This is a genomic window from Fibrivirga algicola, from assembly GCF_011742925.1.
Lineage (GTDB): Bacteria > Bacteroidota > Bacteroidia > Cytophagales > Spirosomataceae > Fibrella > Fibrella algicola.
Genome location: NZ_WAEL01000001.1, coordinates 1,012,926 through 1,038,977 on the forward strand (window position 1 = coordinate 1,012,926; position 26,052 = coordinate 1,038,977).

A 26,052-nucleotide genomic window follows, 5' to 3' on the forward strand; every position below is an offset into this window, starting at 1 on the left:
ACTCATGGCCTGAAAAATGGATCGCTATGCCTCCAGAAATCCGGCCGATGAACCTTATTTGGTTGACAAAAATACAATGATTTGGCTGCTATCGCCTAACCGCCCGTCCGGTCATTAGGCCTGCTCGTCATTCTCCGAGCAAATCGTCCATTCCGAAGATACCATGACGTGTGGCCAGCCACTCAGCCGCAACGACCGCGCCAACCGCAAACCCCTGCCGACTGTGGGCTACATGTGAAATCTCGATCCGATCTACGTCCGATTCGAACCGGACAATGTGCGTACCCGGTACGGTGCCTTCACGCACTGAATCGATGACGATGGCATCAGCAGTGTCGCCTTCGGCTGGTTTGTCGGCTTCCGACACGGCCCAGCGATTTTTGCGGGGCAGGTGATCGAGTAATCCTTCGGCCAGGGTAATGGCCGTGCCCGATGGCGCGTCTTTTTTCTCGGTATGGTGTACCTCCGTCATCGACACATGGTAGCTTGGGTAATCATGCATGAACTTGGCCAGCGTTTTATTCAATCGGAAAAACAGATTAACGCCAATGCTGTAGTTGGAAGCGTAGAAAAACGCACTGCCCCGTTCTTGCACGGCAGCCTCGATCCCGGCCCGCTGTGCCAGCCAGCCAGTTGTACCGCAGACCACAGCCCAGCCCCGACGGATACAATACCGAAGGTTCTCGACAACTGCTTCGGGCGAACTGAATTCAATAACGGCATCAACGGCATCATCGGCGAGGGCGTCGAGGTCAGCGCGGTTGCTCAAGTCGATGCGCCCCACGATCTGGTGACCACGGTCGAGGGCAATCTGTTCGATGGCTTTGCCCATTTTGCCATACCCGAGTAAGAGAATATTCATTCGTACGTCACTTGTTAAACGCTACTTTTTAAAATTCATGGTCAGCTTGACACCGGGCACAAAGCCTGAGGGTGACGGAATGACGGTAGGGGAGTACTTCAGAGTGAGGCTATCCGAGAGGTCGAACGTTTTTAGGTGAGCCGTCACATTGGCATCGACCACGTTCAGGCCCCAGAACAGCGCCGTGAAAATAATGTTATAGTCGCGCCACCGCCGCCAGAAGTCTGTGCCCTGCTTTAGTTGATTAAGGTCGAGCGGCCGACCGTTCACTACGGCTGTTTTCTCGCGTGGGTCCGTGATGGGGGCTTGCGTAACAGGATTTACCGTCATTGCGGACGCTGTTCTGTAAGCGGTCAGGTACGTCTGGTAATTTCCTGTGTAGGTTACAATGAAATAGCCGAATGTGCCGAAACCGGCATAAATCACAGGGGCCTTCCATTTCTGCCCGTTATAGATCTGTCCCAGTCCCGGTAAGGCTAATGAGAGCAGGGCCGCGCGTTTAGGAACGATCTTCCGAATCTCGGCATTCACCTTGTCAGATAGCTGAACGGTGTCGGTCGAAACGCTATCGGTGTCGCTATCGACCAATAAGGAATCAACCAGCAACGCAGCATTTTCTGTGGCCATCTTTGGCGTGAGTGTATCCGTTCGGGCTGGTACGCCGGGGCGAATAACGGGCCGCTGTCGCGTAGTATCGGGTGTTTGAGCTAGCAACGTACCTGACAGGCCGAGTAAGCAAGTCAAGACCAACAGCATGTACCCAGCCACTTGCCGAACCGGCCCGACGAATTGATAGATTATCCCAGAAAACAGAAACTTGTTTTTCACTTCATTACCCGGTAATAACGCGACCGGCGCGAACGTTTGTAGCCATGCTCGTAACGTAAACGCCGGTCGAAATGACACTGTACTCTTGTTAATGAATCTTAAGTTTGGTCCCTGCTAAACCCGGCCAAACACCCTACAAAACTACGCAATTGCGCGTTACCAATGTACGTCAGTTGGGTATTGTTGGGGTTTCCCCTGGACTGCTGGCACTATCTACGCCCCTAGTTTCGGAAGTAGAGGCGTTGGTGCCCCGTTTCCAGGCGTCCATCGTTTGCGACACGACCGTCGAGCTCGACACTTTGACGTACTTACCGGTTGAGGAAATTGCCACGTGTCCCATGATTTCCTGTAGCGTCCGGGTGGGCATGCCCCCGTTTGACATCAGCGTAGCAAACGTCCTGCGGGCCATGTGGCTATTCGCCGCTTTGTAGAGCTCCATTGTCTCGGCAACCATGCGGCCCTTGTAAAAGCTGCCCAGCACAACCGGCCGTAACCAGCCAGCCTGTTTACCCACGTCTTTCAGACAGTAGTTATAGTTGTAGAGGTCAGGCGGTGGACCACTGGGCCGCGATTCGAGAAACCCGAGCGCGTAATCATTGAGGGGTATAGGTACCCGTTTGCCGGTTTTCTGCTGCACCGCATCCAGGCAGTCGATTCCGTCAATCTGCATGAGCTTCGGGGTCTGTAGCTGCCACAGATCAGAATGGCGAAGGCCTGTACTGGCTGCCATCGCGAAATACCAGCGCGTGTCTTCGTAGACGCGAAGGGGCACCGCTGACGAATGCGTCAGTTGCTTATCGCGGATCGTCACGTCGCGCAGCTGGTTGAGGTCGTGCCAGTTTAGCTCCGGCAGAATCGGATCAGATGCCGAGCGGGATTCCAGCCAGGTAAAGTCAGGCGGTACCGGCATTCGCTTCTGGGCCGCATACTTGAGCAGCCCCCGCAGCATGGCCACGTAGGCTTTCATCGTCGTATCAGCCAGCGACAGTTCATCCTGCAAATACACCTTGAATAAATTCAGAACGCCGATATCCAAATCGGGCCAGTCCAGATCCGGCCGGTAGGCTTTCAGGTGCTTGAGTACCGTTTCGGTGGTCGTGTCCCAGGCTTTCGACTTCTGAGCTTTCATCTCGGCGCGAAACTGCAACCCAAACGCATCGATCGACGGGTAGGGCGAAACGATAGGAGAGGGCGCTGCGGTGGGTTTTGCCTTACCCAGCAACTCGACCCGAATGCGCTCCTTTTCGGCGCGAACCATATCCTCGGTGACCACGACGCCCGCATTTTCCTGTTGGTAGACAAAGCTGTTCAGGCCACTGGCGTAGGTGCTCAACCGCTGGTTGATGTCGGATGAGAATTTCACCCGGGTACGTACCTGCTTTTTTTCGTCATCCCATTCGGCCGGCAGCGCTTTCTCACCACTCGACAACCGCACCCGGTTCCCTGACCAGTACACGGCCAGCATGATTGCAAAACGACCAGCTTTATCGGGCTGGTCGTTGCGTAGATACCGATCAACCGTTGCGCTCATTTGGCCGGGCAGGTGGTTACCAGTTTAGCGTAATAACTCCCCAGATTAACGACCATGTTGGCGCCGTTCAGTTTGGCATCGCGGGCCCCGTCGCCGCATACGTCCGCTACTGCCGTCTGAGTGGCAGGGACGTAACCGGTTGGGTTGGCTCCTATGGCCTGGTAACTAGTCACGGTTGTACAGGTATAGCAGATTTCGGGCTCCTTTTTCGAGCAGCCCAGCAACAGTATAAGAAGAACAGGTATCAAGTATTTCATTTCACTTTGCCTTTCACGATTTCATCGATCTCGAAAATCTGCCGTATCTCGCTGCGTGGCACGGTAATCGAGCCGCCCAGCGGATTGTCTGAATGCAGCGTCAATCGCCCATCTTCTTCGAGCCTGTTGTCGCGAATGCGCTTGATGACAAATTCATCCCGGTACTGCACGGCTACCACACCAGTGGTATACGGCCAGTCCCCTGGATCGACTACGTAAGCGGTCACTTCATACCCTGGATGCAATAGGGGCTCCATGCTATCGCCGTCCACCTCAATGACGTATACTTTGTCTTTGCGGCTTCGCTCTGTCTCATACCCGGCTTTCAATACGTCCCGGCTGACGTAGACAACGTCTAACTCACTACCATACATCACGTGCGACTCTTCTACAATACTCGACCGGGCAAAGCCTGCGCGCGCCCGGACGGGTATGAATGGGATAGGGATTTTTTCTTCCTGTAGCGCAACGGGTTTTACCAAGTGCGTATAACCACCAAGAATCGCTCGCATCTCCGCCTCGTCCACCTGAAACGCCCTAGCCAGCGCCTGTTTTGTTTTGGGCTCCAGCTGCTCGGTTTCCTCATACTTACTCACACTTACACTAGCCGACCCCGGAGCCAGTCCCATCAATATCCCCAATGCCCGCTTCGACATTCCCCTCTTTTGCCGATACCCTGCCAGTCGTTGCCCCTCACTTATCATCCGGTCCGGAGCAGGTGGCGGTGGCGGGTCACCCATCTGCCCCTCACCCGAAAGCAGCCATTGCGCAGATATACCTACGTATGTTGCTATTTTCAAACAAACCTCGTCGGTAATCGTCCGTTTTTTTAGAAGATGCGAAACGCCGGTTGGCTGCATACTGACGGCTGAGGCGAAGGCCGTCTGGTTGCCCTCGAAGTGCTCATCAATAACCAGTTTAAGCCGCGTACGCCTACCAGACTGGATACGTAAGGCGTCAGGAGTTTCACCCTGGCCAGCGGGCCGACCCGCCCGCTTACTACTCTCGGGTGCTAAAGGCACCCCCTTCCCCACTAAAACCATCTGCTCCTTCTTTTTCACGTTGTTAATTACTTGACAAGTATTTATATTTGCTTCGATTAAGTGTCAATGTTTTCCTTGAACGGTCAAATAGTGATATAAATAACCATCAATTAATGATAGCGAATTATGGGAAGACACAAGGGTAGTGGGCCCGCTGTAGTGCTCACACGAAAAGAATTGAACGAATTGGCTGCTGACGTACGTAGGCTGGGAAACAACGTCATTGCCCGTCAGGCAGGCATTAGTATTAACGGCATGTCGTTGATTATCAACGGCAAGAACAACGCAAGCATCGCTACGCTTAAAAAGATACGAACGGCAATTAGCGAGCTAGAAGAGATAAAGACCGGTGGCTCAAAGCCCGAAAAAAAACCAGTTGCGCCAGTAGCAACACCAGCCTAAGCCAGCTCGTCGGCAGGGAAGGGCGTATGACAGGAAAAGGTGTCTGTAAATATTTGTCAATATTTTTTTATCTCGATACTTGACAGATATTTATATTAATGTATACCTTTGGTCATCGAATTAGCAACAACGCCGATGATCTGTTCTGCCACCCAGCTTTTCCCCTTCGCCCAGCAATACGCCCTGCTGACCGGTGCCGACTTCTGCGAGGGTCTGCGGGCCGTAGCGGCCGGTTCTGACCGGGCTCAGGCGGTTGGCGGTCCGGGTGATGCCTACCTGCTCCTGACGCCAATGGGCTGGATATGGGCCACAGAGCCTAAGCCTGAGCAGGCTGACGATCAGAGTGATTGGCTTGAAACACGCAACTACCTACGTACCTGCCCTTTATGAATCAGCAAATCGTATTCACTATGTCGCCTGATGACCTTCAGGCCATGCTGACCAAAGCCAACGAAGGCTTTGCCGCTGACCTGCGTGAGTTGCAGGCACGTACTGCGCACGTCAAACACGCCTACACCATCAAGGAAGTAGCGGAGAAAATCGGCTACTCGGTCGACACGGTGCGCACCTTCATCAAAGAAGGCCGCCGGGCCAAGGGTGGTAAGACCGCCCGACTCAAAGCCCGCGAAATCACGGCTGGCGACTACCGGATTACGCCCGCCGATCTCGATGCATTTATCGCGCAATTCTAAACCATCTATATCATGACTAAGCCCCGTTCTCTGCGTTTTCGCGAAGCCATTCTCTGCACAGTCATTGTATTAGTCGCCGTCGGCTCATTTGCTCTCACAATCATCACGCTGTTTTCCCGCATTTACCATGCCTCACACTGAATCAATCAATACGCTGGCTCACGACCTGAGCATGCTGACCGGACCGGCTGTTATTGGCGACCAGGCAACTGTGCAGGAACTGGCCGTGCTCGAATGCACCTACGTATATCTGCTCACCAAATGGACGTACGTGGCCAATAGCTGGCAGGTAGCCAGCAATGACATCGCTGCCAGCATTGAGCAGGTGTATCGCCTGATGAGCGGGTCACTGGCTGAGTTTCTGGATACGTTCAGCGAGTACGTCTGCCAAGCTAATCTACTGAGCATTGACTTCGCCACTAACTGAGATCAGCTATGGCAAGGCCCGCACGATACAACGCCGAATACTTCACGCATAATGCCGACTTCCGCAACGATCGGCGCGTGAAAGCTATTCGCTCCAACTTCGGTGCGGCTGGGTATGGCTTAACGCTGATGCTTCTTGAGATTCTGACTGATTCAGATCATACGCAGCTCTGCACTGATGACTTAGAACTCGAATTACTATCGGGCGACCTGGGGGTTTCTGTCACAGAAATCCACAGCCTGCTACAGCTTGCCGAAAAAATAGGGTTTTTCTCACGGAATGACGCCGGACTGCTGATCTGTCCTGACTTGAACAGGGTGCTTGAGCCCGTCTTCGAAAAGCGTAACCGGGCCAGAAACTCACCGAAACCCGATTCTGCTGTAGTTTCTGTCGCAGAAACTACAGAAACGGGGGTTTCTGTGACAGAAACTACACAGAGTAAAGTAAAGGAAAGTAAAGAAGAGGAAAGTAAAAAAAATGGATCAAGTAACGATCTAGGTAAGGATAGATCTGGTGTCGCTGACGCGACCGATGCGCCAACTCAGGTTGTTCCCTCTTCTTATCCTTCTGCCTTACGGCAAACGCCCAGCTTTGCCAAGCCCACGACACCGGTAGTCCCAAATGAGGCACCGGCCGCGAAAAAGTCGGCCACTGTGGATAAACGCACCTACGGCGACGGGATGCTACAGGAGCAATGCCGTGACTACTACAAAGCCAACCTCGACAAGTATCCGGCTGACCTCTACAACGAATTTCTAGCCCACTGGACAGCCATTACTCAGAACGCCAAGAAGAAGGCCGACAACGGCAAAGAGCTATGGCGTACCCGCGAAACATTCGATTTGGCCGGAAGGCTGTCAACCTGGAAACAGAATCAAGAAAAATTCAGCAATGGAAACCAACCGGACAAGAGAACCCCAACGCCTGGCCGCATTGATGCCAAGTCCACAAGTGGAGCAACGGCCAAGTGGCGAGGAAACAAGCTCATTAGACCAGGAAGCACACCTGAGTCTATCTAACGTGTTCCTGACGCCTGACGAAGAGAAAGCAGCCCTCAAAGCAGCGTTGCAGGCAAAGCGCCAACGGATCGGCTACGAACGGCAACGGACGCTGGAAAAGATTGCTCAGCTTGACATGTCAATCCGTGGACCACAAACCCCGTTCGACCTGCATCAACTGATCATGCAGCGCGGTCAGGAACTGGCTCAGCGCGAACAGTGGGAAAACCCCTTCGTCATTCCGGCCCACACGGCCCACATCTACGAAGCGCTGGTCTTCTACTTCATGGGTGACGAACGGGGAGCGATGAACGCCGGCCTGTCGCTCAGGAAAGGGCTGCTGCTGCACGGTGGCAAAGGAACCGGTAAGTCGGTGATCATGCGCCTGTTTGCCCGCAATCCATTCCAGGGCTTCGAATGGAAACCGACGGCTGATATCGTCAACGAGTACGGCAAAAAGGATAACGCCGAGGCGACCATTGAGAAGTACTCTGAAATGGTGCTCAATGCGCACCTGGCTAACTATTACAACCAGACCCACCGCGGCTTTTGCTTCGATGACCTGGGCGCTGAAAAGGTAGCCAGCAACTTCGGAAAGGAAGAGATCATGATCACCATTCTGGAAGCCCGCTACAACAACTGCCGTGGCCCTAAGACGCACATCACGACCAACCTGTCGCTCGATGAACTCGAAAAACGGTATTCCGAGCGGACAATGGATCGGCTGTACCAGATGTTCAACATGGTTGAGTTTCCGGAAGATATGGAATCAATGCGCATCTAATCTCATCACCCCATCACGAAGAAAGTAGACATGGCCTACCAGACCCCCAAGCAGAAGGCAGAAGCAGGTACGTTGCCGGCCGTCGTCGCCAAGCCAAAGCGAAACACGCCTGTTCGCCAGCCTAAAAGCGATTCCGTGCTGCTGGCCGAGGCTGGCTACGTCGTGCCTACGATCAGCCGCCATGCCCGCTATATCGCAGGCATTGATCCTGACATTGACAAGTCGGGGCTTGTGATCTACGACCGGCAGGAAAACGCCTGGCTATGCACAACGGCAACGCTGCACATGCTGATACAAGGCATAACGCAGGACTTTGTACCCGACTCCATTGATTTCATCGTTGAGGCTGGCTGGGACAATAAGGGCTTTTTTCACTTTGGCGGTTTCCCGCCTGGCTTCGATAAATGGGGACAGAAAAGCCAGTTTGCCTACATCGCCAAAGTGGGCAGTCGGGTCGGCGAAAACTTTGGCATCGGCAAAACCATCGTGCATATGCTTCAGGCGATGGGCTACCGGGTCCACACCGTTAAGCCACAGTCCGGCAAATGGGATGCCGACGAATTCATGCAAAAGACTGGCCTTACCTACGGCTATAATCCAGAAGTGCGCGACGCCTGCCGCACCATGTACCCATTCAAATAATCAGTTTTCAACCAGTTTAACCCCTACTAATGCCATGTGGATTGAATCAAAAATCGCTTACACCATGCTCGTTGAAGGCGAGCCAAAGCCTGTTACTGAATCGTATCTGAATCAGGCTGTCTCGTTTGCTGATGCCGAAGGGCAGTTGTACGAACACCTAAAAAAGCGGATTACTGAACTGGAAGTAAAGGCGCTCAAGCGTGTACCCATCGGTCAGACCGACGTGCTGTTTTTTGCCTTTCAGGAAGGCGACTCATTCTGGAAAGTGAAGACCAAGTACCAGACCGAAACCTTTACCGGTAAGGCCAAGACTGAATACGAAACCTTTATCGTGCCAGCGCTCAACGACCGCGAAGCATCAGACCGGGTTAAGGGTCACTTGAAAGGCTCACTGACTGAGCGCGAAATCGTCAACATCGACGTAACGACCATTCTGGCCGTGTACATGCCCAGCAACCAGATTTGGGAAGGCGACTGGCTGAACCGGATGGATGATCTGGAAGCCCAGGGTAAGAAGTCGGCAACCAGCAATCAAACGTCGATTGAATTCCCTGATCGCAAAGCCGACGCCAACGATAGCGACATCGACGCTACCGAAAAGCCCAGAAGAGGCAAGGCGAAAGAAACGCCGGTATCGCACCGCAAGCCAGCGCCACAGGGTGGTTGGCAGACACCTGCCTCAGCGTAACCCACTCCCTCACCCACCTACCGGCACCACTGTCGGTAGGTGCAATTCTCTCAAGCCAATGGCCCTTAACAGTAATATATCGTGGACTGACCATACCTGGAACATCGCCAGAGGTTGCCATAAAGTCTATGACACGCACCCGACCACAAAGCAGAAAGTGTCGGAATGTGAATTCTGCTACATGTACCGTGGCGCCGATGGCCTGTTTGCCTTTGATGCGCAGACCGTCGCGCAGACGTCGACTAAATCAGGTGGCGCGTTTAAGATGCCGTTACGGCTGCCTAAAGTACAGGCCAAAATATTCACCTCGTCACTGACGGATTTCTGGCACAAAGACATTGATAGCTTTCGGCTTGAGGCATTGGCGATCATTATGCGCACCCCATATCTGACGTACCAGATTCTGACCAAACGCCCGCAGAATATCCGTAAGGCGTTAGAGTTGGCACACACGCAGGCTTGTAACTTATCGAGCAACGACAGCGGTATGCTTAATCTGGCCTACTGGCTAGGGCTGTGGCTGGAAGGCAAGCCGCCCGTCAACGTGTGGCTGGGTACGTCGGCAGGCTATCAACATACGGCCGATAAGCGCATTCCGCATCTACTGTCGGTGCCAGCCGCCAAATACTTCGTATCGGCTGAGCCGTTACTGGAATCGGTGTCACTGGCACCCTACCTGCCTAATCTGGATTGGGTAATCGTTGGTGGCGAATCAGGCAATGAAACCGGATTCTACAAGTACCGGCCCTGCGAATTGAAGTGGATCGAGAATCTGGTCGATGAGTGCTACGTCGCTGACGTGGCCTGCTGGGTGAAGCAAACGGGTACGTACCTGGCTAAAGCGATCGGCATCAATGACGGGCAGGATCGGCACGGTACCAACCCGAATATGTGGCCGCCAACTATCCGCTTTCAGCAGTTTCCGAAATGAGCGACGTTATCGTTATCGGCGCTGGCAATATCGGTAGTGAGATTCGCTTTGCCTGTTCGCTGGCTGGCTTAACGGTTTTCGAGATGCTGAGCGAAGAGATTGCGGCGATCGAGCGCCAGCGTTACTACGAACAGATTGAGCAGATAGAAATCAAGTTCGCTCAGTTAACCCGCCTTGAAAAAGAGTGCTACGACGTAGCTGACTACTTCCGCGAACCGCCGCCCACCGCTCCCCGAAAGATGGGAAAACCAACCAGCGCCAAAGGCAAAAGCCAGTACCTGAGCCGAAAGATTCTACCCTGTAATCGTAAGAGTTAATATGCACAAAGCACTACGAGGCCCAAACATGGCCATCAGCTACCTGTCTCAGATTCTATGCTTTGGCGGTGTGCCACTGCTCTGGACATCTGAAAGCGATTACCCACTGCACACCGTTGCGTTTGATCGTTACACCGTCAGCAAATGGGAAAAGGAAACGGTTGACGGTCGGCCCATTCACCCACTCTTTGAGGTTGGCGGCCAGATGCGCGGTATTGCACCCGAGCCGTTCACCATTGACGACTATGGCGGCGATAGCCTGACACTAGGCAAATACCTGCTACTCTATGATGTGTTCAATAGTACAGCGGGCTTTGAGTGTGCCGTCTTCAAGCGACCGACGGCTGAGCTCAGCATATACGACCTGTTTCTGTTGATACAGTTTTCGGGCGAATGGATTGGATTGAAAACCAAAGTTGTCGAAACCTAGATCATGCCAGTCAAACCCGCCAAGCCGCTACCCGTACCCATCGAAACGGGCTGCTACTACGAATTGCCAGTTGGCACGAATACGGCGCAAATGAAGGAGTATCGCCTGTGGGCCAAAATCTCATTCGGAAACTATGTGACCTGCGTTGGTCGCCGGTTGTTCTTCAACTTTACATGCAGCAAAGACAGAAATGACTTTCTGTCAGCAATGGAAAAGACGCTGAAAGCGAAGGGAACACCGGTTAAACGAACGTACCTGCAATCGCTATGAGCTTCTACTACACACCTGAGCTGGGTACGTTCCATCTCAACGAAGCCAAGCCGCCAAGGGTAGTACCTGGCAATGAACGCCACAAATGGGATGGCAAACCGGGCTGGGGCGAATCAGCTACCTGCGTTAAATGTGGGTGCATCAAGCGGCGCAAACGTACCCAGCCCGATTATACCGAAACGTATCAGATGCCGGGCGCTGGCGAAGTCAGTGAGCGGCCAGCCTGTACGGGATCTACTTAGCCTACAGCGAATCCAGGTACGTTCTAAGCCGGGTCAGTACTGCCGCTGCCGTGTCGGCTCCCTGTCCTTTCGCTTTGATGCGCGCAATATTGAGCCTGACCATATTGGCCGCATCGTCGGTCGATTCAAAACTCGAAAAGCGGATTTTGCCAGTGGGCAACTGTCTGCCCTCGAAATAAGCGATTAGTTCATCTGTATTCATACTGCAAAGTTAACCGCCCCAATGAACCATTACCGCTATCTCGGCGATCGATACACCGATCAGGAGTTAAAAGGAGTTACCTGCACCGCTATTCGCAACGGTGCAGGTAAATGCACTCGGGGTCGTAATGGCTCTATGCTGGTCGTGTTTGACTCCGGCCGCGTGGCCAATGTCATCGGACGACTATTTCGGAAGATTCCTGCTTAGCTTTGTTCCTCCACACTATAACCACATAACAATGTCTAACGAGACGTGGCAGTCTATCTGCAATTATGGTCAATATATCGCAGGTGTACTAACAGCCCTACTAGCTATCGGGAATATTTATTTTGGCAATTTAGTCACCCTTCAGAATGATAGAGAAAAGGCGACGAACGGCCAACTTACTACTGGCAAAAAAATGTCTTCCGAGGATTGGGTTACTGTTGTTGTAGGAGGCGTGTCTATGACAAACTCGAAAAAGGCTTTTACTGACGGTGTAGACGTATCTACACTGATATCTGCCGATGGGATAGAGCCTGTGAAGCTTAGGGTTAGAGATGATAAAATTTATGTTTCAACCACTATCATTGGTTTGGACAAAAAGATAGTAGCAGAAATAGAGGATAATGAATGGTCCGTGAATCCTAACAACTATTATAAGAGAAATTACGACGATAATTCTGTTGAGGTGATTGATCAATACGGCCACGTAGTACTTTATGTTGAGCTAGTAAATCCCAATCTCGTCAAGGTTAACGGCGTGTTTATTACTCCCAGTTTTATATTTATAGCCTCGCCAGAAATGCTAACTACAATGGGGGGGTATCCGGATAAAGCCTCTTTAGGGGTTCAAGCTCAATGGCAGCAAGTATATGAGATGAGGGTTAAATCAATCCCCAAATCTTTTCGCCACACTGGATCTGATTATCTAGGCAAGAGAATTAGGCCCAAATTAGACGAATAGCCTTAATTCATATTGGTCATATATTGGTTGTTGCCCTATGAAACTGCACCCGACCTGATAAGCTGACGATTACCTGTTCGATAATGGCTACAATCCATACCGGGCATTATAGTTGGCGTTTGTGCCCAAGTGGGTAGACCGGGTATTGCCGTGGTTGGTTGTGGCGATTGTAGTGTCAGGAATGATCTACCGATTACTTGACTTACAACGAGAATCAGTACTGGTTTAAACAGGATTTCGGGTCATAAACAACTGTACCCCTTCGTGCATATTCTTTATAGTAGGCAAGTTGTATTGATCATAGTGACCATGTGCTGCATCGTTTCGAATGCCAAGCCAAGCTGTCACCTGTTTCTTGTCACTCAAATTATAGACTTCTTTTGATCCTAGCTCATTGTTGAGCGTGTCAGCTTTTTTTGGGTTTGACTTCCCATTTGGGTAAGCCTGCTCTAATTCGATGCCATTTTTTAGGCACAACTGGCGAAGGTGCTCTTCAAGGACACTCCCAATAATTACTGCAGCAGGATCTTTGTAATTTTCTACTAGTAAATGCGAAGCCATTTCCATAAAATCAGAAAAAAGTTCAGCAGAGACCAGCCCCTTCATAGTGTCGATATAACCCCTCTGAAGTTCAGTGAGAATGGCTCTCAATATTCCTAATCCGGTACTCAAGTCTCTCTCTCGATTTTCTTTACAGCCCTCTGTAAAAGCTATATAATACTGATCGTTTACGCCATAAATTGATTTTATCGCAGACAACCCTGACACTTTAAATCTCGCGAAGTCGGCGTAATTATATCGACCCTCGTCTCCATCAATTGAATTAAATGGTAGAGCATCCCAAGGTGCTGAAACAATAATATCGTGTACTCGTTGAACGAAGGCTTCTATTTTGGCCATACAGATAGGTGTTAAAGGTTGTTCGGTAAATCTACGTGTGCGCTGAGAAATATCAGTCTACCTTATAATACAAAAGCCGGATTCATCACGACCCGGCTTTTGCTGTTCAAACCCTTAACCTTTTACTAATTATCAATAGGCGCGACCGATTACTTGGCATGTTTCCATAGGAAGCCCCCTGCATGTCTGCTACTCCCTTTAATGTTTTTGTTAATTGAGGCTCGTGCAATTCCGGTATTCACCGATGCTTCCTTTATGCTATCCCATTGGCGAACGAACTCGCCTGTTATGGTATATTGATCAATGATGACTTTTGTTGTACAAGTTGCCCTGCTTTTTGCAATCTGTTCAGGCGTCGGCTTTACTCCTTTATTGGCGGGAGACTTACCCATTCTAGCTAAACTCATCTTTAGCTTCGCCGACTCCGAAGCCTTGCTGCCGAGCAATCGCTGCTTCGTTTTTTCGCCAACCGATTTACGCCGTTCGGGAGTCTGAATGTAAATCCCTCGCGAATCGTACTGGGTTTCAATTATCATAGGAGGCTTCTCTTGATTAAATTTTAACCACAAAAAGCCCCCAGTAGAAAGCCCCTTACCCTGAACTCTGCAAATATTGCTATGACTCCCTCCGAAAGATTTGGCCGCTTCTTGGTATGAGGCAAAGGTCTGTATGTAGTTGCCTTGTAAGTCATATTGTGCAACCTGCTTTTGTAGTGCCTTGTTAGGCCTCCCCGCCAACACCCTTGATATTTGCGCCTTCGTTGCGACTGACAAGCGATCACTACCAAGCCCCCCATTATCACCATTGTAAAGCTGATAGCCCCACGCCTTTATTTGGGCTATCCAGTAACATTCCCAAAACTGCCACTCATCGACTGGTACAATATCGAGCACCTCCATAATTGGAGTTTCGCCCTTTTGAATAAGCGACCGTACCCAATTGCACTTACGTGTGCCTTCAAATTTTCGCAAGTGCAGGTTACGCCTGTGCGTTAAATTATTAGCCTTCCCTACGTAGCGAATCTGTCCGTTTAGGGGATCTGTAAGGGTATAAATAAAGGTCGTTTCCATACCTCCAATATAACCAATGATACAGAATAAAGCTATTATTAAGTTGCCGTAAACAGGGCTTTTCTGTTTTCTACTAAGCTCACAAAAGAAACATGCACCCATCCCGGATTGCCGTTTGCATCCGGATATTCCAAGCCAAGTTGATCGAATGACATATTGGCTTTGATGTAGGCATGCAGCGCCTTGTTGCCAATAACCTTAATGCCATCGCAGTCAATATCTATCGCAGCGCCTACCATATGCTGCGAGGTCTTGGAGCCGCCAACAGCCTTGTTTAGTTCAGCACAACGGAAAAACGAACTAACAGGCAGTTTGCCGAATCGCTTGCACAAGGGCGCATATATGTTGTCATACACGGCCTTCATTCTTGCGTATTGAGCAGCAGTGGGCACGTTGGCAATGCCTTTGCGTCGGGCTGTATCTGACCGGATTGCCTCGGCGTAGGTCAACCAGGGGCCGAAATCAGGGAATGATTGTTTGCTCATCGCGGTATGAATTGAATGGTGCGCAGGATAATGTCAGCCCAGCCAACCCATGCCGCCGTTTTGGCTACTTTGCGTAGCCCCTTTCCAACGATGGTACGGCCCTCGATTTTGTAGAGTCGTGCCTGCAAACTATCGGCCCGGTTGCGCTGCTGCACCTCGCCGTTAGCCAGTAGTACGTTGGCCTGCATCGTTACCGTCAGGTCGTTATCGAGCCGGGCCGAAACGGTAGTCAGGCTATCGATTTCGTGCTTCTTTTCGGCAATCACGGTTTTGCTCTCCTTTCGGGTTTCTTCGAGTGTCCACCGGCAGAAGTTGAGGTCTTTCTGAAGCTGAATGACCTGATTGATGGGGTCAGGTACGTAGGGTGGAATCTGCGCTTTAGCGGAAAAGGCCAGCAGCAAGGTGCCCACTACAAACAGGCCCAGCAGAAACCGGGCGAAGGCGAAAGGATTGAGGCGAAGTCTCATTTACGGATTGAGTCTATTGAGCGAATCAAGTCTTGATTCCGCCCGGGTTGGTTGCGATTTCTGTGCGGGTGGCGCTGGTTTCGGGGGAAACATAAAGTGCAGGCCGATGAGCAGGGCTGCACAGCCGAGCAGCACCCAGGGCAGCGTCTTTTTGATTTCTCCCTGCGCCCGTTCGCCGACGGTGCCTGACAGGCTTTTCCAGTAGAAGACCAGCGCACTAACGCCGTGAATGACTAGCGCCAGCAGAAACAGAATCCACAGGTTTTTATAGTCATTTGGCAGGGCGTAGGACGTACCCAGTATTAGGACAGTGACCATGAGTAACAGAAACTCAGTAGTCCGATAGGCGCGTGAGCGGCCCCTGACGAAATGATGCAACAGGGCAAGCGTAACGGCAAAAATGACCAGCAGGACGCGCACGGCCTGTAGCTCAATGCCTGCGGATAGCGTGGCAGCCAATAAAAAGGCACCCGCTGCATACACGAGGTAATTCATGATTCGTTGTCGGTTGGTTTCGTAGTCTTTGTTCCAATTCGTTTCAGGATTACGTTGAGTTGTTCAATCAGTATGTCTCTAAATTGGCTCCAGATCCAGAACCCGACCGTGAGCCTGTTCGCCCGGGCATATCGTAGTAGATCGAGGAAGGTGTCAGCCAGCAAGTGGCCAATCAAACCGCCCACCGCATAGAGTAAGGCTGACCAGATGTCGAGCGTTTGCCATTTGATGACCGACGAAGCGATCAGGAAGCCAAACACCCACCCCCCGACAATGGCCCGGCATTTGCGCCACAGGCCTACCTCGTCGTTACCCAGCGCATACGCTGCGCCCAGTAGGGATAGAAATCCGTAGAGGTAGATCACCTCTAACTTTAGAATGGTGGCCCACAGTTGCCCGAGGGCTGACAGAGTCGGAGGCATGAAGTGAAGATCTCATATGGTTAGATATCCGGCATTGGGAGGCTGACCAACACCGGTACGCGTTACTTTTTAATGACGATCCGAACCCGCTTGCTGCCGTTTTCGGTGGCTGCGTTGAACTCAGGAAAGGCCTGTTTCTGGCCATTCATCCACGTATCGTTGACCAGTCGTGCCCAATCCACTGTATACGTTGCCTGGTAGCTATTACTGACGGGCAGACTCAGCGATGCCACGATCGCAGGCGTCAGGATATTGGTGATCCGTGGCTTTGCCTCAGCGGCCCCTTTGCCGGGTGGGTATATCTGATGGATACAGGCCATTGAACCGCCGGCCCGGTAGAACTCTTCGATCTGGTAGATTTGCTCGCTCAGGTCGTGCCAGTTGCCGTCAACCTCTGTAGCCGCAAACCGGCGCGGGCTGTAGTCCCGTAGTGACAGCGCGACCGACCGCCGCAGGTCGTAGTTGGGCTGATCGTTTTGTTTGATGCCATCCGCATCGATGAGTGGCGCAATGGTCATAGTGCCCCGGGCAATTGACAGCGGATCAAACAGGCTGCCGTACTCGGTCGCCGTGTAGAGCTTGCCTGATACGGCCTTGACTGTTTTATCAAACCGGTTAGCCAGATTAGCGATTGACTGCTCTCTGTGGCTATACAAATCTTTTTGCGCGTTGCTGAAGAAGGAGATCAAATGCCCCTCACCCGATACGGCTGGAAACTGCACCTGGTCGAAATTGGCGTAGCTGGCTCCCCATGACTTGTTGAGCGAACCGACAGAGTTGTATTTGGCCCGTAACCGCTCCCGGAACACGGCTAGCGAAGCATCCGAGAAATCGTACGTTGTCTGGTAGCCTGCCCCGTTGATCTGGTTGTCCATCGGGAAGCAGCCTTCCTGCCTAACATTGGTTACCAGCGAGAAGCCCAGCACGACGTTCGCGTACGGGCTGGCCTGCACGTGGCGAACCGCTGCGGTCACGAAGCCGTCAACTTTGGACAGAAAGCCTTCAGAATCGAATGACCCCATGTAGGCGCCGGCATCGTTGCAGACCCGCCCTTGCAGGTCGCGAATCATTTCGCTCTCGTCGATGAAGGCTTTGCCCGATCGCTGCTTGTTGCTATTGTCCGAGCGTGCCATCGCGATTCTAAACCACACCTTTAGCCCGTTGGCGGCTGCCTTGGCCAGCAGATCATCGTAGAGCCGAAAGTCGTACTGTCCATCGGCCAGCGTTGCCGGTTCGGCCCGGTTCCAGTCCAGCGAGGCATGCACGTAGTTGGCCCCCTTTTGCGCCGAGTAGGTTAATAGCTCCTGATCGTCAGCTGTCATGCTGCCGTCGGCCTGCTGGTTGAACAGCATCAGACCCAAACCCAGCCAGCGCCGGGTTGGTACCTTGTGATCAGTAAAGCCCGTAGTTACCGGCTGAACGTTTAGCTCCGGCACGATAACGACCGGTTTGGTTACGGGTTTAGTAGCCTCGACGCTGACGGCATCGACGGGCGCAACGACGGCTGCAGCTGCGTTTTCAACGCGTACAGTAATGGTCTGCGTGGGTGCGGTAATGGTAATAACCGTGGCATTGCCGTCGGCTTTGCTGCTGACAGTTTGCTGGGCAAAACTGATGCTGCTGATCAGCAGCAGGGCCAGTAATCGGACGTGGCGAAATGGGTTCATGTAGATGTAAGGAGAAAAAAAGAGCCAGCCACCGACGGTTGCGCCTGCGGCTGGCTCTTTTTAGGTGAATCAGTCAGTTTGATGCCTACGCCGCCGTTACCAGCTTCGCCCGGAAAATGCCGGTGTGCGTTTCCCAGCCGCCATAGTTCTTGATGAGGCCCGCAGGACGGGCAAACACGCCGAACTTGATCGATGGAATGATGTTCACAATTGGGTATGCCGCCGTGCTCAGAAGCTGCTCAACGCGCAAATCCATTTCCAGACCGAACGTAGGCGCCATGCTCTGCGCGATGTTCACGTCACAGTTGCCGAAGTACGTGTTGTTGTGTTCTTCCATTGGAATGACGCCGCCCTCGTTAAGCGGAGCGTGTTCCAGCCACGACTCAAAGCAGAATGCACCCGCTTCGATCACGCAGACCTGATCGGTACCAAACAACACGTCGACGCGAGGCTCGTAGTAGAATTCTACGTCGAGGTCTTCCATCATTTTCTCGTAATCGTAGCCGAGCGAGGCAGCCGAAGCAATACCCTTACGATTGAACCACGTTTGCGGCTTCAAGCCACCTACTACGATCAGACGGCCGGCGATGTTGTGAATCACCCGCAGGTTTTTCAGCCAGTCGTAAAAGTCGGTATGCAACGAACCGTCAGCCTTGAAACCGTTCACGTTAGGTACTGCCAGGTTGGCGGGCGACGCCGCCCCAATCATGAGATTACCACCGGCAGCGGCCAGCAGTGCCGTACCGACAGCCGTATTGACTGACTGAAGCAGCGGGTCAATCTTGCGGCAGATTTCATCACCCATATTGCTGAGCAGTGAGAAGCCTTTCACTTTGGGCGTAAACTCAGACGGGTTCGTCAGGTACGTCTCAGCCGCCTTTTCCAGTCCCAGCATATCCATCACACCGTACTTGTGCTTTTGCTCCCGGTGCAGGGCATAGTTCACAAGCAGCGAGGTAGCTGCCGTGGGCGTGGTGCCACTCGATCCAGCAACGGCGCGGGTCGTGTCAACGGTCATGTCGACCATTGGCCGGTAGCTCAGGCGAACCTGCGCCGTTGGCGTAGACCCTGTCTGATCGACCGACAACCGACCGTCATTGTTGGCATTACGGGGATTCATGTCCGTAATCAATTCGGCATTTTGGGGGCTACGCGCTGCCTGCAAAAAACCATTGGTCGAGAACCGACGACCGTTATTAATCGTGCGGGCGATAGCCGTTTCAGCAATGCGCGCCAAATTCAAGTTAATTCCGTTTGCCACGTGTGTTGCGTGTTTAAGGCATTGCTGCCGGTTGTGTTATTGATTCTCAGCCCGCCGTTCAGCCCGCTCCCGGGCGTTCTTTTGGGCTGGTGTTTCTTCGCCCTGCTCAGCCTTTTTGCCCGGTATCTCGACTATGGTAGTCGGTGCCGCATTGGAGACTTTCAGGTAGTTTTTTTCTTTGAGCGACTGCTCCAGTAAGTCGGCGACCGATGCTGGTTTGTTGGCGACAAACAACTCAGCCGTTGTATCATCCTTGCGCATGATCTTGCCTGTTGTTACGTCGAGAACACCGCCCACTGAATCGATCTTACGCTCAAAAGCTTTGATCGCCAGCAGGCCATCTTCTTCTTTCACGGTATCGATCACGTCGGCGCGTCCGGTAATGGTTGCCGTTAATTTGTCGTAAAAGCGGTCGCGGGCAAACTGGCCTTTCAGCGTCGTTTCCTTCGTTTCCGATTCCTGCTTAATGCGAAGAATTTCCGCATTCAGATCACTGATGGTTTTGGCCGCTTCGCCTGGTGTAGCACCCTGCGTCTTAAGCCCTTTTACTTTTTCAATCAGCTTGACCAGTTTCTTGGTCGTCATCTTGTCACCCTTCAGGGATTCGATTTCGTCCGGTTCCAGAAAGTCAGCCAGTACGGGATTCAGTAGCGAATCGATGCCGTTTAAGGCCCGAGCCGTTAGCGTTCCCTTAATTGTTGGCCGGTTCTCGGCTTCCGATTCGGTAATCAGATTGTTGTCGATGGCGTTGGCCACATCATCGTCAATGTCGATGTCAGCGACTTTTGCCAGTTCGGCAGTGAGTTTTGCGGCATCGATGGCATTGCCAACTTTACCCGCCTGTTTTTCAAGAAAGTCCTTGAGTTTCATTGTGTGTTTGCAGGCAATGCCTGCCAGTTATTCGTATGTAGTGGTAATGTGGTACTGTGGTGGTCGTCGGAAAGACTAGGCCGCTGGCTCTTCTTCCTCTTTGATGTTGTCAGCTACAATCGCGTCACCGAGGCCAGGCACCTGAATTGCGTTACCGAGGTCATCCTTCTCTTTGCTGTATTTCACCGTGCCTAATAGCGACACTGTGCGGCTGAGAAGTGGGCTATAGCCTTCTCCGTCAAGTTCCTTGGCGAGTTCGTCGTAAGCCGCCTTCGTCATGAAAGCTTTGCGGGCCTTTTCGTTGGTGACCACCTTGCCGTTTTGGGTGCTCGAAATCGCGCCCAACTCTACCGTTACCTCGTCAGAGGGTTTCATTTCACTCAGCTTCTTGTTAGCCATTGGTTTGTACTTGTTTAGTTAATAGAAAGTCGTATACCCGTTTGGTGACGGGCAACAGTCGGTGTCTGCACCGATAGCCGCCTGCGTACCAGAAAATGGTTTCTTTCGTTGTGCCGATCATCTTGCCCGACCAGGTCAAGTCAGCCCATGCTTCGACTTCGGTTTTTAGGTACGTTCGCCCTAACCGCTGCCGGCAGAAGTCGCGTGTCGTGGCGATCTGCGTACCCATGTAGTACCAGTGAGTGAGCTTCAGGCCAGTCGCTGCCGTATCCGTCCAGGCCCGTACGTAGGTCAGTACGACCTCTTCGATCGTATTGGTCACCTGACGAAACGCCGTACTTTCTCTGCCCAGAATGTCGGTACCGATACCGCGTAGGCCCGTTACGTCCAACCGGGCCAGTACGGCATTACCTAGCTGCGTTGTCAGCGACTCCCGGACGTGCAAGCCAATCTGCGCCCCAACGACGCCTGTAGCCTGTAGCTCTAGTTGCCGTTCGAGCCGCGTCAGGTTGGCTCCGGCCACATAGGGTTTGCCGATCAGCAGTGAGAAATACTTCACCAGCTTCTGGGTTGCCCCGGCCAGCGTATCAGTCACCCAGCGCGCAATGCCCTCGATGCCAAAGTCGCCCAGCCCACTTAGCCAGTTCATCAGACTGCGTAGCTTGCCCGATGGTGTAATGTCAGCGGCCAGACTATCGAGCCAGCCCAGCAGATCGGCACCCAGCAAATCCAGCCAGTTCCGCGTACGGTCAAATAGGTCAGCCAGCGTCACGGTGATCCACGTGTCCAGTTCGTCCATTTCGGCCAGCAGTTTGTCTACCTCGTTCATGATAGCTGATCTGCGTTTTTCACGTCAACCAGTGGCGTAAGTGTCATGCCGCCAACCATAGGCTTACCCGTTACCGGGTCTAGCACCGGGCCGGCTATTTTGCCTACCCGCTTCCGGGCTGCTTCCAGCAATTTCGTGTACTGCACGTCCAGCTTCAGCGACCAGAATGCTTCGCCCATCGTACGCAACTGCTCGTTGAGCAGGCCATCGAACAGGATGCTCAACCAAACCTCTTCAGTCGTCAGCTGCAACGCCTCAGAACCCGCTTCGAGCGTAATGCGCTGCGCCGATAAGATGAATAGCTTCTCTTCGTTGTTGACGCCTGGGTAGGGGTCAAGCTGCTCACGGAGTTCATAGCGCCGGTAGTAGTTCGAGTCTTCGCCCGACTGGTAGCTGATCAGCTTTTTCTCCAGTGGCTTACGCAGGTTGGAGTCAAACGACTTATCAACGGCTTCGACCAGCTCTTCGCGGGTTAGTTCGGCGTTTTCCAGCGAAAACCGGATCGGCTCAATGACAACGGGCAGGGTAACACTGGCCCCAAACCGCTGATAACCGACCCACGAAAAAGCGAACCGCTCAATCGTGCATAGGTGCGCTGCTTCAGTATTGAGCTTTCTATATAGCTCTTCGCGATCGTAGCGTTTGCTGGTACCACTTGCCGTCGTTGGCGTGGTTTCCAGAAACTGCATATCAATCACCGCGTACGCTTCAGCTTTTACCCGCTCGTATTCCTTGACGAAAGCATTCAGCGCATCAATATTGCGCGGTATGAACCCGCCTGGGGGAATCGGCAAATTTGATGGCCTGCTTTCGTCGGCAAATGAGGTGGCAGATGGCGGTGTCACGCCGATTATCTCGGTGCCCGACATCGACAGGTTGTTGCTGTGGCCTTTGCAGGTTGGGCAGACAATAACGTCTTTCAGGTCGCCATTGGCATCGCGAATAACTTTGGTCCCGCCGATACACTGATCGTCGCCCCCCTTTTTCTCATCCGGGCATCCCTTAGTCGTATAGCGCCATTCCTGCGACGATACGTGCAGGTTGCGCTCAACGGCCAGGTCAGACTCGATCTGTTGCGCCGTTTCAATATGCGCCAGGGCAGGCGACAACGACGACTCATAATATTCCTCATCCGGATCAATGCCCGCCGTGTTGCTGGCAGAAACGGATTCGTAAGCACCTTTCGCGTTGATCTTTTCGGCTTCCTCTTCTTGGAGCTTGCCTAATTTCATCGCAGGCATTTTCGGGCAACCATGTAGGGCTGGTCGCCAGATCGGCTGACCTTCCTCGTTGATGCCAATGCCCGTCACCGCCCAACTGTAGGTTGGCAGGCTGGTCGCTGGGTTTATTTCTTTTGCTACCAGCGTGGCAATCGCATAGCTGTCGTGATCAACGAATGCCAACCGTTTTGGCTCGTCTTTTCGCTGTGGCAATTCAAGCACGGCAAAGCGGCCTTTTTTGTGCTGCCATACTCCGTCGCAGGGAATTAGTACCGCCGTTGGTGCAACCCGCTCCATATCGGAGCCTGGCTGTTGCAACGGCAGTACCAACAATACTGCGTTAGGATCATGCACGTACAAGGGACGTACCCGGCGCCAGAACCACTCATCGAGTGTTCCGTCTGCCGAGAAACCGGATGAACAGTAATTCTCAAGTGTGTCGGTCTGCGTTTCTTCCTGAGCGGGAAACACAACCGCAAAATCGTCAGCCTGGGGAATGTAGCCGAGCGTGTCAATGTACCGGCTCCGGAGTGAACGAAACGGGTTTTTGTAAACGACCTTCCGGTAGTTCTTACTGGCCGTCGACTCCTTCGGCCGGTTCAGGTCGAGGTATACCGGGTAGCTACGCCGAAACACCTGCCGTATCCGGTCACGGTGAGCCTTCGACGCCTCATAATAGGCGTGTCGGGGTCCAGTCCCTTCCAGATACGGCAGAATGTCGCGGGTATAGTCAAGCATAAATCAATCGGCCTTACTAGGCTTTCTGTACAGTGAAAGTGAATGAACCGGTGACGCCTGTCGTGTTTTCGACAACGAGCGTGTACCGATACGTACCTGTTGGCAGCGTGGTACCGATGTTGACCACGCCAGTCGCTGCGTTGACGGTCGTTACCTGCGCGGTTGGCACATCGTCCGAGATGTTCGAGAAGATGCTGTACTTCAACCCGCCCGCCTGCAAGGCCTGTCCCAGCGTTGGCGTCAGTACGCCCAGCGTCGTAGCAGCCAGCGTGTACGTGTTGGTGGCACCGGCTACGGCGACCAGACCCGTTACGGCTGCTGTCATCGTGAATTTCAGGTCATTGAGCAGCGTGGCTTTGCTGATACCGAACACAGGTGGGATCTCGCCTTCGCTGGTGATCATGATGCTGAACGAGCCGGGGATATCCTTTTTAACATCACCTTCGACCGTGTTTTTGATCTCACCGTAAACGGGCGTATGATCGGCCCAGCGAATTACTTCGACACTGAAATCAGTGAAAACGAAGATGTCGTACGGCGTCTGTGCGCTCCGCAACTGGTTGAAGAACTCGACGTTGAGGTACTGGTCGCGGTTGTCAAACGAGTACGTCGTATCGCCAAAGCCTGTTGGTCGTGCCTTCGTCCGTGAGCCGTAGTTATAGGCCTCTTGGAACTCAGAGAACGCACCCCGCTTGCCGTTGACCTGACCGTCACCCAGGAATGTGGCTTGCCCGTTGTAGCATAAGGCTTTGATGCCCGATACCAAGTTGCCCGCCGTTAACGCGCCAGCTGTTCCACCGGGTGGCGTCCAGGACGTGCCAAAAGCAGGGATTACACCAGCCGCAACCAGTGCAACAGCGAGAAAATTGGATTTTGGGCGCTTAACGCCGGGTTGTGGCATCCGGTTAGGGCCGGGTACCAGGCCGAGGGGATCGGCAATCACGTCTTGAATCTTAGACATTTTTACTGGTTGAATTGAAAGTGTTACAGCGGCCCGTTACCCCGCCGGATACGGATTCGTTAGTCGGCAATAGCCTCGACGCCGACGATGTGTACCGTGTGGCCGCTGGTTCCGGTTACCCAGATTTGCCCGCCGTTTACGGTGGCCTTGATCGTTTGACCGGGTAGGCTAACGCGCACCTGGCTACCGTCGGGCCGGTCGGTTTTGATCACCACAACACCGCTGTCAGCGTTGCTTGAAATCAGCGTGTCTACGTAGACGGGCTCAGTAGCCTGTTCTTCAGCTTGCTTTTTCATCAGATTGTGAATACGAGTGTGTAGTAATTGGCCGGGTTGGTTTCGCCAATCACCCGAGCCGTAGCCGTGTAGGTACCCGCTGCTGTCGTGCCGGACCACGTTACTTCCCAATAATTGGTGTCGTAGCTGGTACCGGCCTGATAGGCACCGCCTGCGAGTCCGGGAATAGCGACCTCGACCGGACTGGCCGAGTTGACAAACAGGCGAAGCAGGCCATTGGCATACCACCGGTAAGCAAGTGCCTTGATGGCACCCGAACCCGAAACGCCTGACGGCAGCACCGACACCGACAGGGTGCGCGATGCCGTCAGGTTATCGGTATCCCGACGCACCGTTACCGATACCGTGGCACCCGTTGTAATGGTGAGTGGTGCAGCCGTTGAGGGCGTTGCTCCATTCCAGCCAACCAGTAGCACGTCGCTGCTGCGTGGTAGTACGGTGATGGTCGTCTGACCGGGCTGCTGGCTGATTTGCAGATCGAAATCAACTGTGTCGAGCGTTGGGTCTTGCTCGTAGTTGGCAGGCACCCGGGCTAAACCTGCCTCGATCGGGTCATACACATCAGCGGGTAGCTGACCGAATGCCGCCAGGTACTGCGCTGCCGTGTAATCCGTGGTGGTACCGCCCGCGTTGGTTACGCGAATGGTCGTAGGTGTCAGCCACCCTGTCGGTAATGTACTCGAGCTGAGTACCCGAACCGGGATGCCTGAGCCTGAACCCCGCACACCAATCGATGCCTGGATAATGTCGCCCGTACCCAGTGCCAGCACCGGAATGACCAGCGCTGCGTTGAGCGTCACGACTACCGCCGAGCCTATGATAAACTCACCGCGACAGATCAGAATCGTCGTACCGGGTGCAACGCCAGCCACATCGACGGTCACTGACGTCGAATTGTTGTAGAAGCCTGCTAGTATGATCGCTCTGAGCATGCCCGAATTTGGCAGACTGAACAGGGGGGCGGGTAGTCATCGCGCCGAAACCAGTTGTATAATACAGGCAATTGGCTGACAATCAGAGTAAACGCATTACCCACAAAAAAGCCTGCCCGCAGGTGCAGACAGGCTTTTGATACCCACCAGTACTAAAAGAACTACGCCCCTGCTGTCGGTGGCAGAATCGGGGGAAATACGCCGTCATTGGTAGCTACGAGTGCCGCCTGAATGCGCGAATCGATCTGCACACCCAGCCCGATGGTCCGGTACACGTGGACGGGGGCAATATTTTCGATATGTGCCCAGCCGTAGTGTTCGCCTACGATATTGGCCTCAATGTCATCTGGGCCAAACACGTACACCCGCCTGACGGCTGCCTGACCGCTGTAGCTTGAGCCGAGTACCTGCTGCACGTTCGTCGCGTGGACTACCGAACGCAGGGTACCATCGGCCAGATAGCCCGCTAGTTGTTCCTGGCTTAGATACGGCCAAATGGCCTTGAACTGGTCTACTGTAGTTGGGGTGAATGCCATTGTCTGATCGAA

At 53.0% G+C, this 26,052-nt stretch carries 38 protein-coding genes; 16 read left to right on the plus strand and 22 right to left on the minus strand.

Annotated features, from left to right (window positions below):
* Nucleotides 1-127: 127 nt before the first annotated feature.
* From dapB to F7231_RS27685, 5 genes are all read right to left on the minus strand, one after another.
* Nucleotides 128-862, minus strand: a complete 735-nt coding sequence (gene dapB, locus F7231_RS04080) for a 4-hydroxy-tetrahydrodipicolinate reductase (protein WP_166690968.1) — start codon at nt 860-862, stop codon at nt 128-130.
* Nucleotides 863-883: 21 nt separating this feature from the next.
* Nucleotides 884-1,768, minus strand: coding sequence for a DUF5683 domain-containing protein (locus F7231_RS04085; RefSeq protein ID WP_166690969.1), 885 nt, complete (start codon nt 1,766-1,768; stop codon nt 884-886).
* Between the two features lie 91 nt (nt 1,769-1,859).
* The gene (locus tag F7231_RS04090) at nt 1,860-3,221 is read right to left on the minus strand and encodes a tyrosine-type recombinase/integrase (RefSeq protein WP_166690970.1); all 1,362 of its coding nucleotides are present in this window, start codon (nt 3,219-3,221) and stop codon (nt 1,860-1,862) included.
* The gene (locus F7231_RS04095) at nt 3,218-3,478 is read right to left on the minus strand and encodes a hypothetical protein (RefSeq protein WP_166690971.1); all 261 of its coding nucleotides are present in this window, start codon (nt 3,476-3,478) and stop codon (nt 3,218-3,220) included. Before F7231_RS04095 ends, F7231_RS04090 begins: the two co-directional genes overlap by 4 nt.
* Nucleotides 3,475-4,539: a S24 family peptidase gene (locus tag F7231_RS27685; protein WP_166690972.1), complete on the minus strand. Its 1,065-nt coding sequence runs from the start codon at nt 4,537-4,539 to the stop codon at nt 3,475-3,477. Before F7231_RS27685 ends, F7231_RS04095 begins: the two co-directional genes overlap by 4 nt.
* Before the next feature lie 108 nt (nt 4,540-4,647).
* On the opposite strand from F7231_RS27685, the gene F7231_RS04105 reads away from it, so the two are divergent.
* From F7231_RS04105 to F7231_RS04165, 14 genes are all read left to right on the plus strand, one after another.
* Nucleotides 4,648-4,923 carry a helix-turn-helix domain-containing protein gene (locus tag F7231_RS04105; RefSeq protein WP_166690973.1) on the plus strand — a complete coding sequence of 92 codons (276 nt, stop codon included), beginning with the start codon at nt 4,648-4,650 and terminating at the stop codon, nt 4,921-4,923.
* A gap of 135 nt (nt 4,924-5,058) precedes the next feature.
* Nucleotides 5,059-5,313, plus strand: coding sequence for a hypothetical protein (locus tag F7231_RS04110; protein ID WP_166690974.1), 255 nt, complete (start codon nt 5,059-5,061; stop codon nt 5,311-5,313).
* Nucleotides 5,310-5,615: a helix-turn-helix domain-containing protein gene (locus F7231_RS04115; protein WP_166690975.1), complete on the plus strand. Its 306-nt coding sequence runs from the start codon at nt 5,310-5,312 to the stop codon at nt 5,613-5,615. The genes F7231_RS04110 and F7231_RS04115 overlap by 4 nt, the downstream gene beginning before the upstream one ends.
* A 12-nt stretch (nt 5,616-5,627) precedes the next feature.
* The gene (locus tag F7231_RS27565) at nt 5,628-5,756 is read left to right on the plus strand and encodes a hypothetical protein (RefSeq protein ID WP_262889633.1); all 129 of its coding nucleotides are present in this window, start codon (nt 5,628-5,630) and stop codon (nt 5,754-5,756) included.
* Nucleotides 5,743-6,042, plus strand: a complete 300-nt coding sequence (locus F7231_RS04120) for a hypothetical protein (RefSeq protein ID WP_166690976.1) — start codon at nt 5,743-5,745, stop codon at nt 6,040-6,042. The genes F7231_RS27565 and F7231_RS04120 overlap by 14 nt, the downstream gene beginning before the upstream one ends.
* An 8-nt stretch (nt 6,043-6,050) precedes the next feature.
* Nucleotides 6,051-7,061 carry a DUF4373 domain-containing protein gene (locus F7231_RS04125; protein WP_166690977.1) on the plus strand — a complete coding sequence of 337 codons (1,011 nt, stop codon included), beginning with the start codon at nt 6,051-6,053 and terminating at the stop codon, nt 7,059-7,061.
* Nucleotide 7,062: 1 nt separating this feature from the next.
* A complete protein-coding gene (locus tag F7231_RS04130; protein ID WP_166690978.1) occupies nt 7,063-7,824 on the plus strand; it encodes an ATP-binding protein in 762 nt (253 codons plus the stop codon).
* A 30-nt stretch (nt 7,825-7,854) separates the two neighbouring features.
* Complete coding sequence (locus F7231_RS04135) at nt 7,855-8,466, plus strand: P-loop NTPase family protein (RefSeq protein ID WP_166690979.1); 612 nt, start codon at nt 7,855-7,857, stop codon at nt 8,464-8,466.
* Nucleotides 8,467-8,500: 34 nt separating this feature from the next.
* Nucleotides 8,501-9,154 carry a DUF4494 domain-containing protein gene (locus F7231_RS04140; RefSeq protein WP_166690980.1) on the plus strand — a complete coding sequence of 218 codons (654 nt, stop codon included), beginning with the start codon at nt 8,501-8,503 and terminating at the stop codon, nt 9,152-9,154.
* Between the two features lie 58 nt (nt 9,155-9,212).
* Nucleotides 9,213-10,085 (plus strand): DUF5131 family protein, encoded by an 873-nt coding sequence (locus F7231_RS04145; RefSeq protein WP_166690981.1) that lies wholly within the window; start codon nt 9,213-9,215, stop codon nt 10,083-10,085.
* Nucleotides 10,082-10,402: a Rossmann-fold NAD(P)-binding domain-containing protein gene (locus F7231_RS04150; RefSeq protein WP_166690982.1), complete on the plus strand. Its 321-nt coding sequence runs from the start codon at nt 10,082-10,084 to the stop codon at nt 10,400-10,402. The genes F7231_RS04145 and F7231_RS04150 overlap by 4 nt, the downstream gene beginning before the upstream one ends.
* 1 nt (nt 10,403) lies before the next feature.
* Nucleotides 10,404-10,832 (plus strand): hypothetical protein, encoded by a 429-nt coding sequence (locus tag F7231_RS04155; RefSeq protein WP_166690983.1) that lies wholly within the window; start codon nt 10,404-10,406, stop codon nt 10,830-10,832.
* Nucleotides 10,833-10,835: 3 nt separating this feature from the next.
* A complete protein-coding gene (locus F7231_RS04160; protein WP_166690984.1) occupies nt 10,836-11,102 on the plus strand; it encodes a hypothetical protein in 267 nt (88 codons plus the stop codon).
* On the plus strand, nt 11,099-11,344 hold the full coding sequence (locus F7231_RS04165) for a hypothetical protein (protein WP_166690985.1): 246 nt from the start codon (nt 11,099-11,101) through the stop codon (nt 11,342-11,344). The genes F7231_RS04160 and F7231_RS04165 overlap by 4 nt, the downstream gene beginning before the upstream one ends.
* Before the next feature lies 1 nt (nt 11,345).
* On the opposite strand, the gene F7231_RS04170 is transcribed toward F7231_RS04165, so the two are convergent.
* Nucleotides 11,346-11,546, minus strand: coding sequence for a DUF6965 family protein (locus F7231_RS04170; RefSeq protein ID WP_166690986.1), 201 nt, complete (start codon nt 11,544-11,546; stop codon nt 11,346-11,348).
* Nucleotides 11,547-11,567: 21 nt separating this feature from the next.
* Here F7231_RS04170 and F7231_RS04175 point away from each other — a divergent pair, with 21 nt between their 5' ends.
* Both F7231_RS04175 and F7231_RS04180 read left to right on the plus strand, forming a co-directional pair.
* Nucleotides 11,568-11,753, plus strand: a complete 186-nt coding sequence (locus F7231_RS04175; RefSeq protein WP_166690987.1) for a hypothetical protein — start codon at nt 11,568-11,570, stop codon at nt 11,751-11,753.
* Between the two features lie 31 nt (nt 11,754-11,784).
* Nucleotides 11,785-12,492, plus strand: coding sequence for a hypothetical protein (locus F7231_RS04180; RefSeq protein WP_166690988.1), 708 nt, complete (start codon nt 11,785-11,787; stop codon nt 12,490-12,492).
* 225 nt (nt 12,493-12,717) lie between these two features.
* Here the strand turns inward: F7231_RS04180 and F7231_RS04185 are convergent, their stop codons facing one another.
* The 16 genes from F7231_RS04185 to F7231_RS04260 form a co-directional block, all read right to left on the minus strand.
* Nucleotides 12,718-13,392, minus strand: a complete 675-nt coding sequence (locus F7231_RS04185; RefSeq protein WP_166690989.1) for a hypothetical protein — start codon at nt 13,390-13,392, stop codon at nt 12,718-12,720.
* Nucleotides 13,393-13,541: 149 nt separating this feature from the next.
* A complete protein-coding gene (locus F7231_RS04190; RefSeq protein ID WP_166690990.1) occupies nt 13,542-14,462 on the minus strand; it encodes an NUMOD1 domain-containing DNA-binding protein in 921 nt (306 codons plus the stop codon).
* 38 nt (nt 14,463-14,500) lie between these two features.
* Entirely contained in the window at nt 14,501-14,947 is a 447-nt protein-coding gene (locus F7231_RS04195; RefSeq protein WP_166690991.1) for a D-Ala-D-Ala carboxypeptidase family metallohydrolase, read from the minus strand.
* Complete coding sequence (locus tag F7231_RS04200) at nt 14,944-15,414, minus strand: hypothetical protein (protein ID WP_166690992.1); 471 nt, start codon at nt 15,412-15,414, stop codon at nt 14,944-14,946. Before F7231_RS04200 ends, F7231_RS04195 begins: the two co-directional genes overlap by 4 nt.
* A complete protein-coding gene (locus F7231_RS04205) occupies nt 15,415-15,909 on the minus strand; it encodes a hypothetical protein (RefSeq protein ID WP_166690993.1) in 495 nt (164 codons plus the stop codon). It abuts the gene before it with no gap.
* The gene (locus tag F7231_RS04210; RefSeq protein WP_166690994.1) at nt 15,906-16,331 is read right to left on the minus strand and encodes a hypothetical protein; all 426 of its coding nucleotides are present in this window, start codon (nt 16,329-16,331) and stop codon (nt 15,906-15,908) included. The genes F7231_RS04205 and F7231_RS04210 overlap by 4 nt, the downstream gene beginning before the upstream one ends.
* A 62-nt stretch (nt 16,332-16,393) precedes the next feature.
* On the minus strand, nt 16,394-17,998 hold the full coding sequence (locus F7231_RS04215; protein ID WP_166690995.1) for an alpha-amylase family protein: 1,605 nt from the start codon (nt 17,996-17,998) through the stop codon (nt 16,394-16,396).
* A gap of 85 nt (nt 17,999-18,083) precedes the next feature.
* Nucleotides 18,084-19,259 (minus strand): hypothetical protein, encoded by a 1,176-nt coding sequence (locus F7231_RS04220; RefSeq protein ID WP_166690996.1) that lies wholly within the window; start codon nt 19,257-19,259, stop codon nt 18,084-18,086.
* 36 nt (nt 19,260-19,295) lie between these two features.
* Nucleotides 19,296-20,129, minus strand: coding sequence for a hypothetical protein (locus F7231_RS04225; RefSeq protein ID WP_166690997.1), 834 nt, complete (start codon nt 20,127-20,129; stop codon nt 19,296-19,298).
* A gap of 75 nt (nt 20,130-20,204) precedes the next feature.
* The gene (locus tag F7231_RS04230) at nt 20,205-20,528 is read right to left on the minus strand and encodes a hypothetical protein (RefSeq protein WP_166690998.1); all 324 of its coding nucleotides are present in this window, start codon (nt 20,526-20,528) and stop codon (nt 20,205-20,207) included.
* Nucleotides 20,521-21,357 carry a hypothetical protein gene (locus tag F7231_RS04235; RefSeq protein ID WP_166690999.1) on the minus strand — a complete coding sequence of 279 codons (837 nt, stop codon included), beginning with the start codon at nt 21,355-21,357 and terminating at the stop codon, nt 20,521-20,523. The genes F7231_RS04230 and F7231_RS04235 overlap by 8 nt, the downstream gene beginning before the upstream one ends.
* The gene (locus F7231_RS04240; protein WP_166691000.1) at nt 21,354-23,315 is read right to left on the minus strand and encodes a hypothetical protein; all 1,962 of its coding nucleotides are present in this window, start codon (nt 23,313-23,315) and stop codon (nt 21,354-21,356) included. Before F7231_RS04240 ends, F7231_RS04235 begins: the two co-directional genes overlap by 4 nt.
* Before the next feature lie 16 nt (nt 23,316-23,331).
* The gene (locus F7231_RS04245) at nt 23,332-24,276 is read right to left on the minus strand and encodes a hypothetical protein (protein ID WP_166691001.1); all 945 of its coding nucleotides are present in this window, start codon (nt 24,274-24,276) and stop codon (nt 23,332-23,334) included.
* A gap of 59 nt (nt 24,277-24,335) precedes the next feature.
* Nucleotides 24,336-24,572: a hypothetical protein gene (locus F7231_RS04250; protein WP_166691002.1), complete on the minus strand. Its 237-nt coding sequence runs from the start codon at nt 24,570-24,572 to the stop codon at nt 24,336-24,338.
* Entirely contained in the window at nt 24,572-25,504 is a 933-nt protein-coding gene (locus F7231_RS04255; RefSeq protein ID WP_166691003.1) for a hypothetical protein, read from the minus strand. The genes F7231_RS04250 and F7231_RS04255 overlap by 1 nt, the downstream gene beginning before the upstream one ends.
* Before the next feature lie 161 nt (nt 25,505-25,665).
* A complete protein-coding gene (locus F7231_RS04260) occupies nt 25,666-26,040 on the minus strand; it encodes a hypothetical protein (RefSeq protein ID WP_166691004.1) in 375 nt (124 codons plus the stop codon).
* Nucleotides 26,041-26,052: the final 12 nt, after the last annotated feature.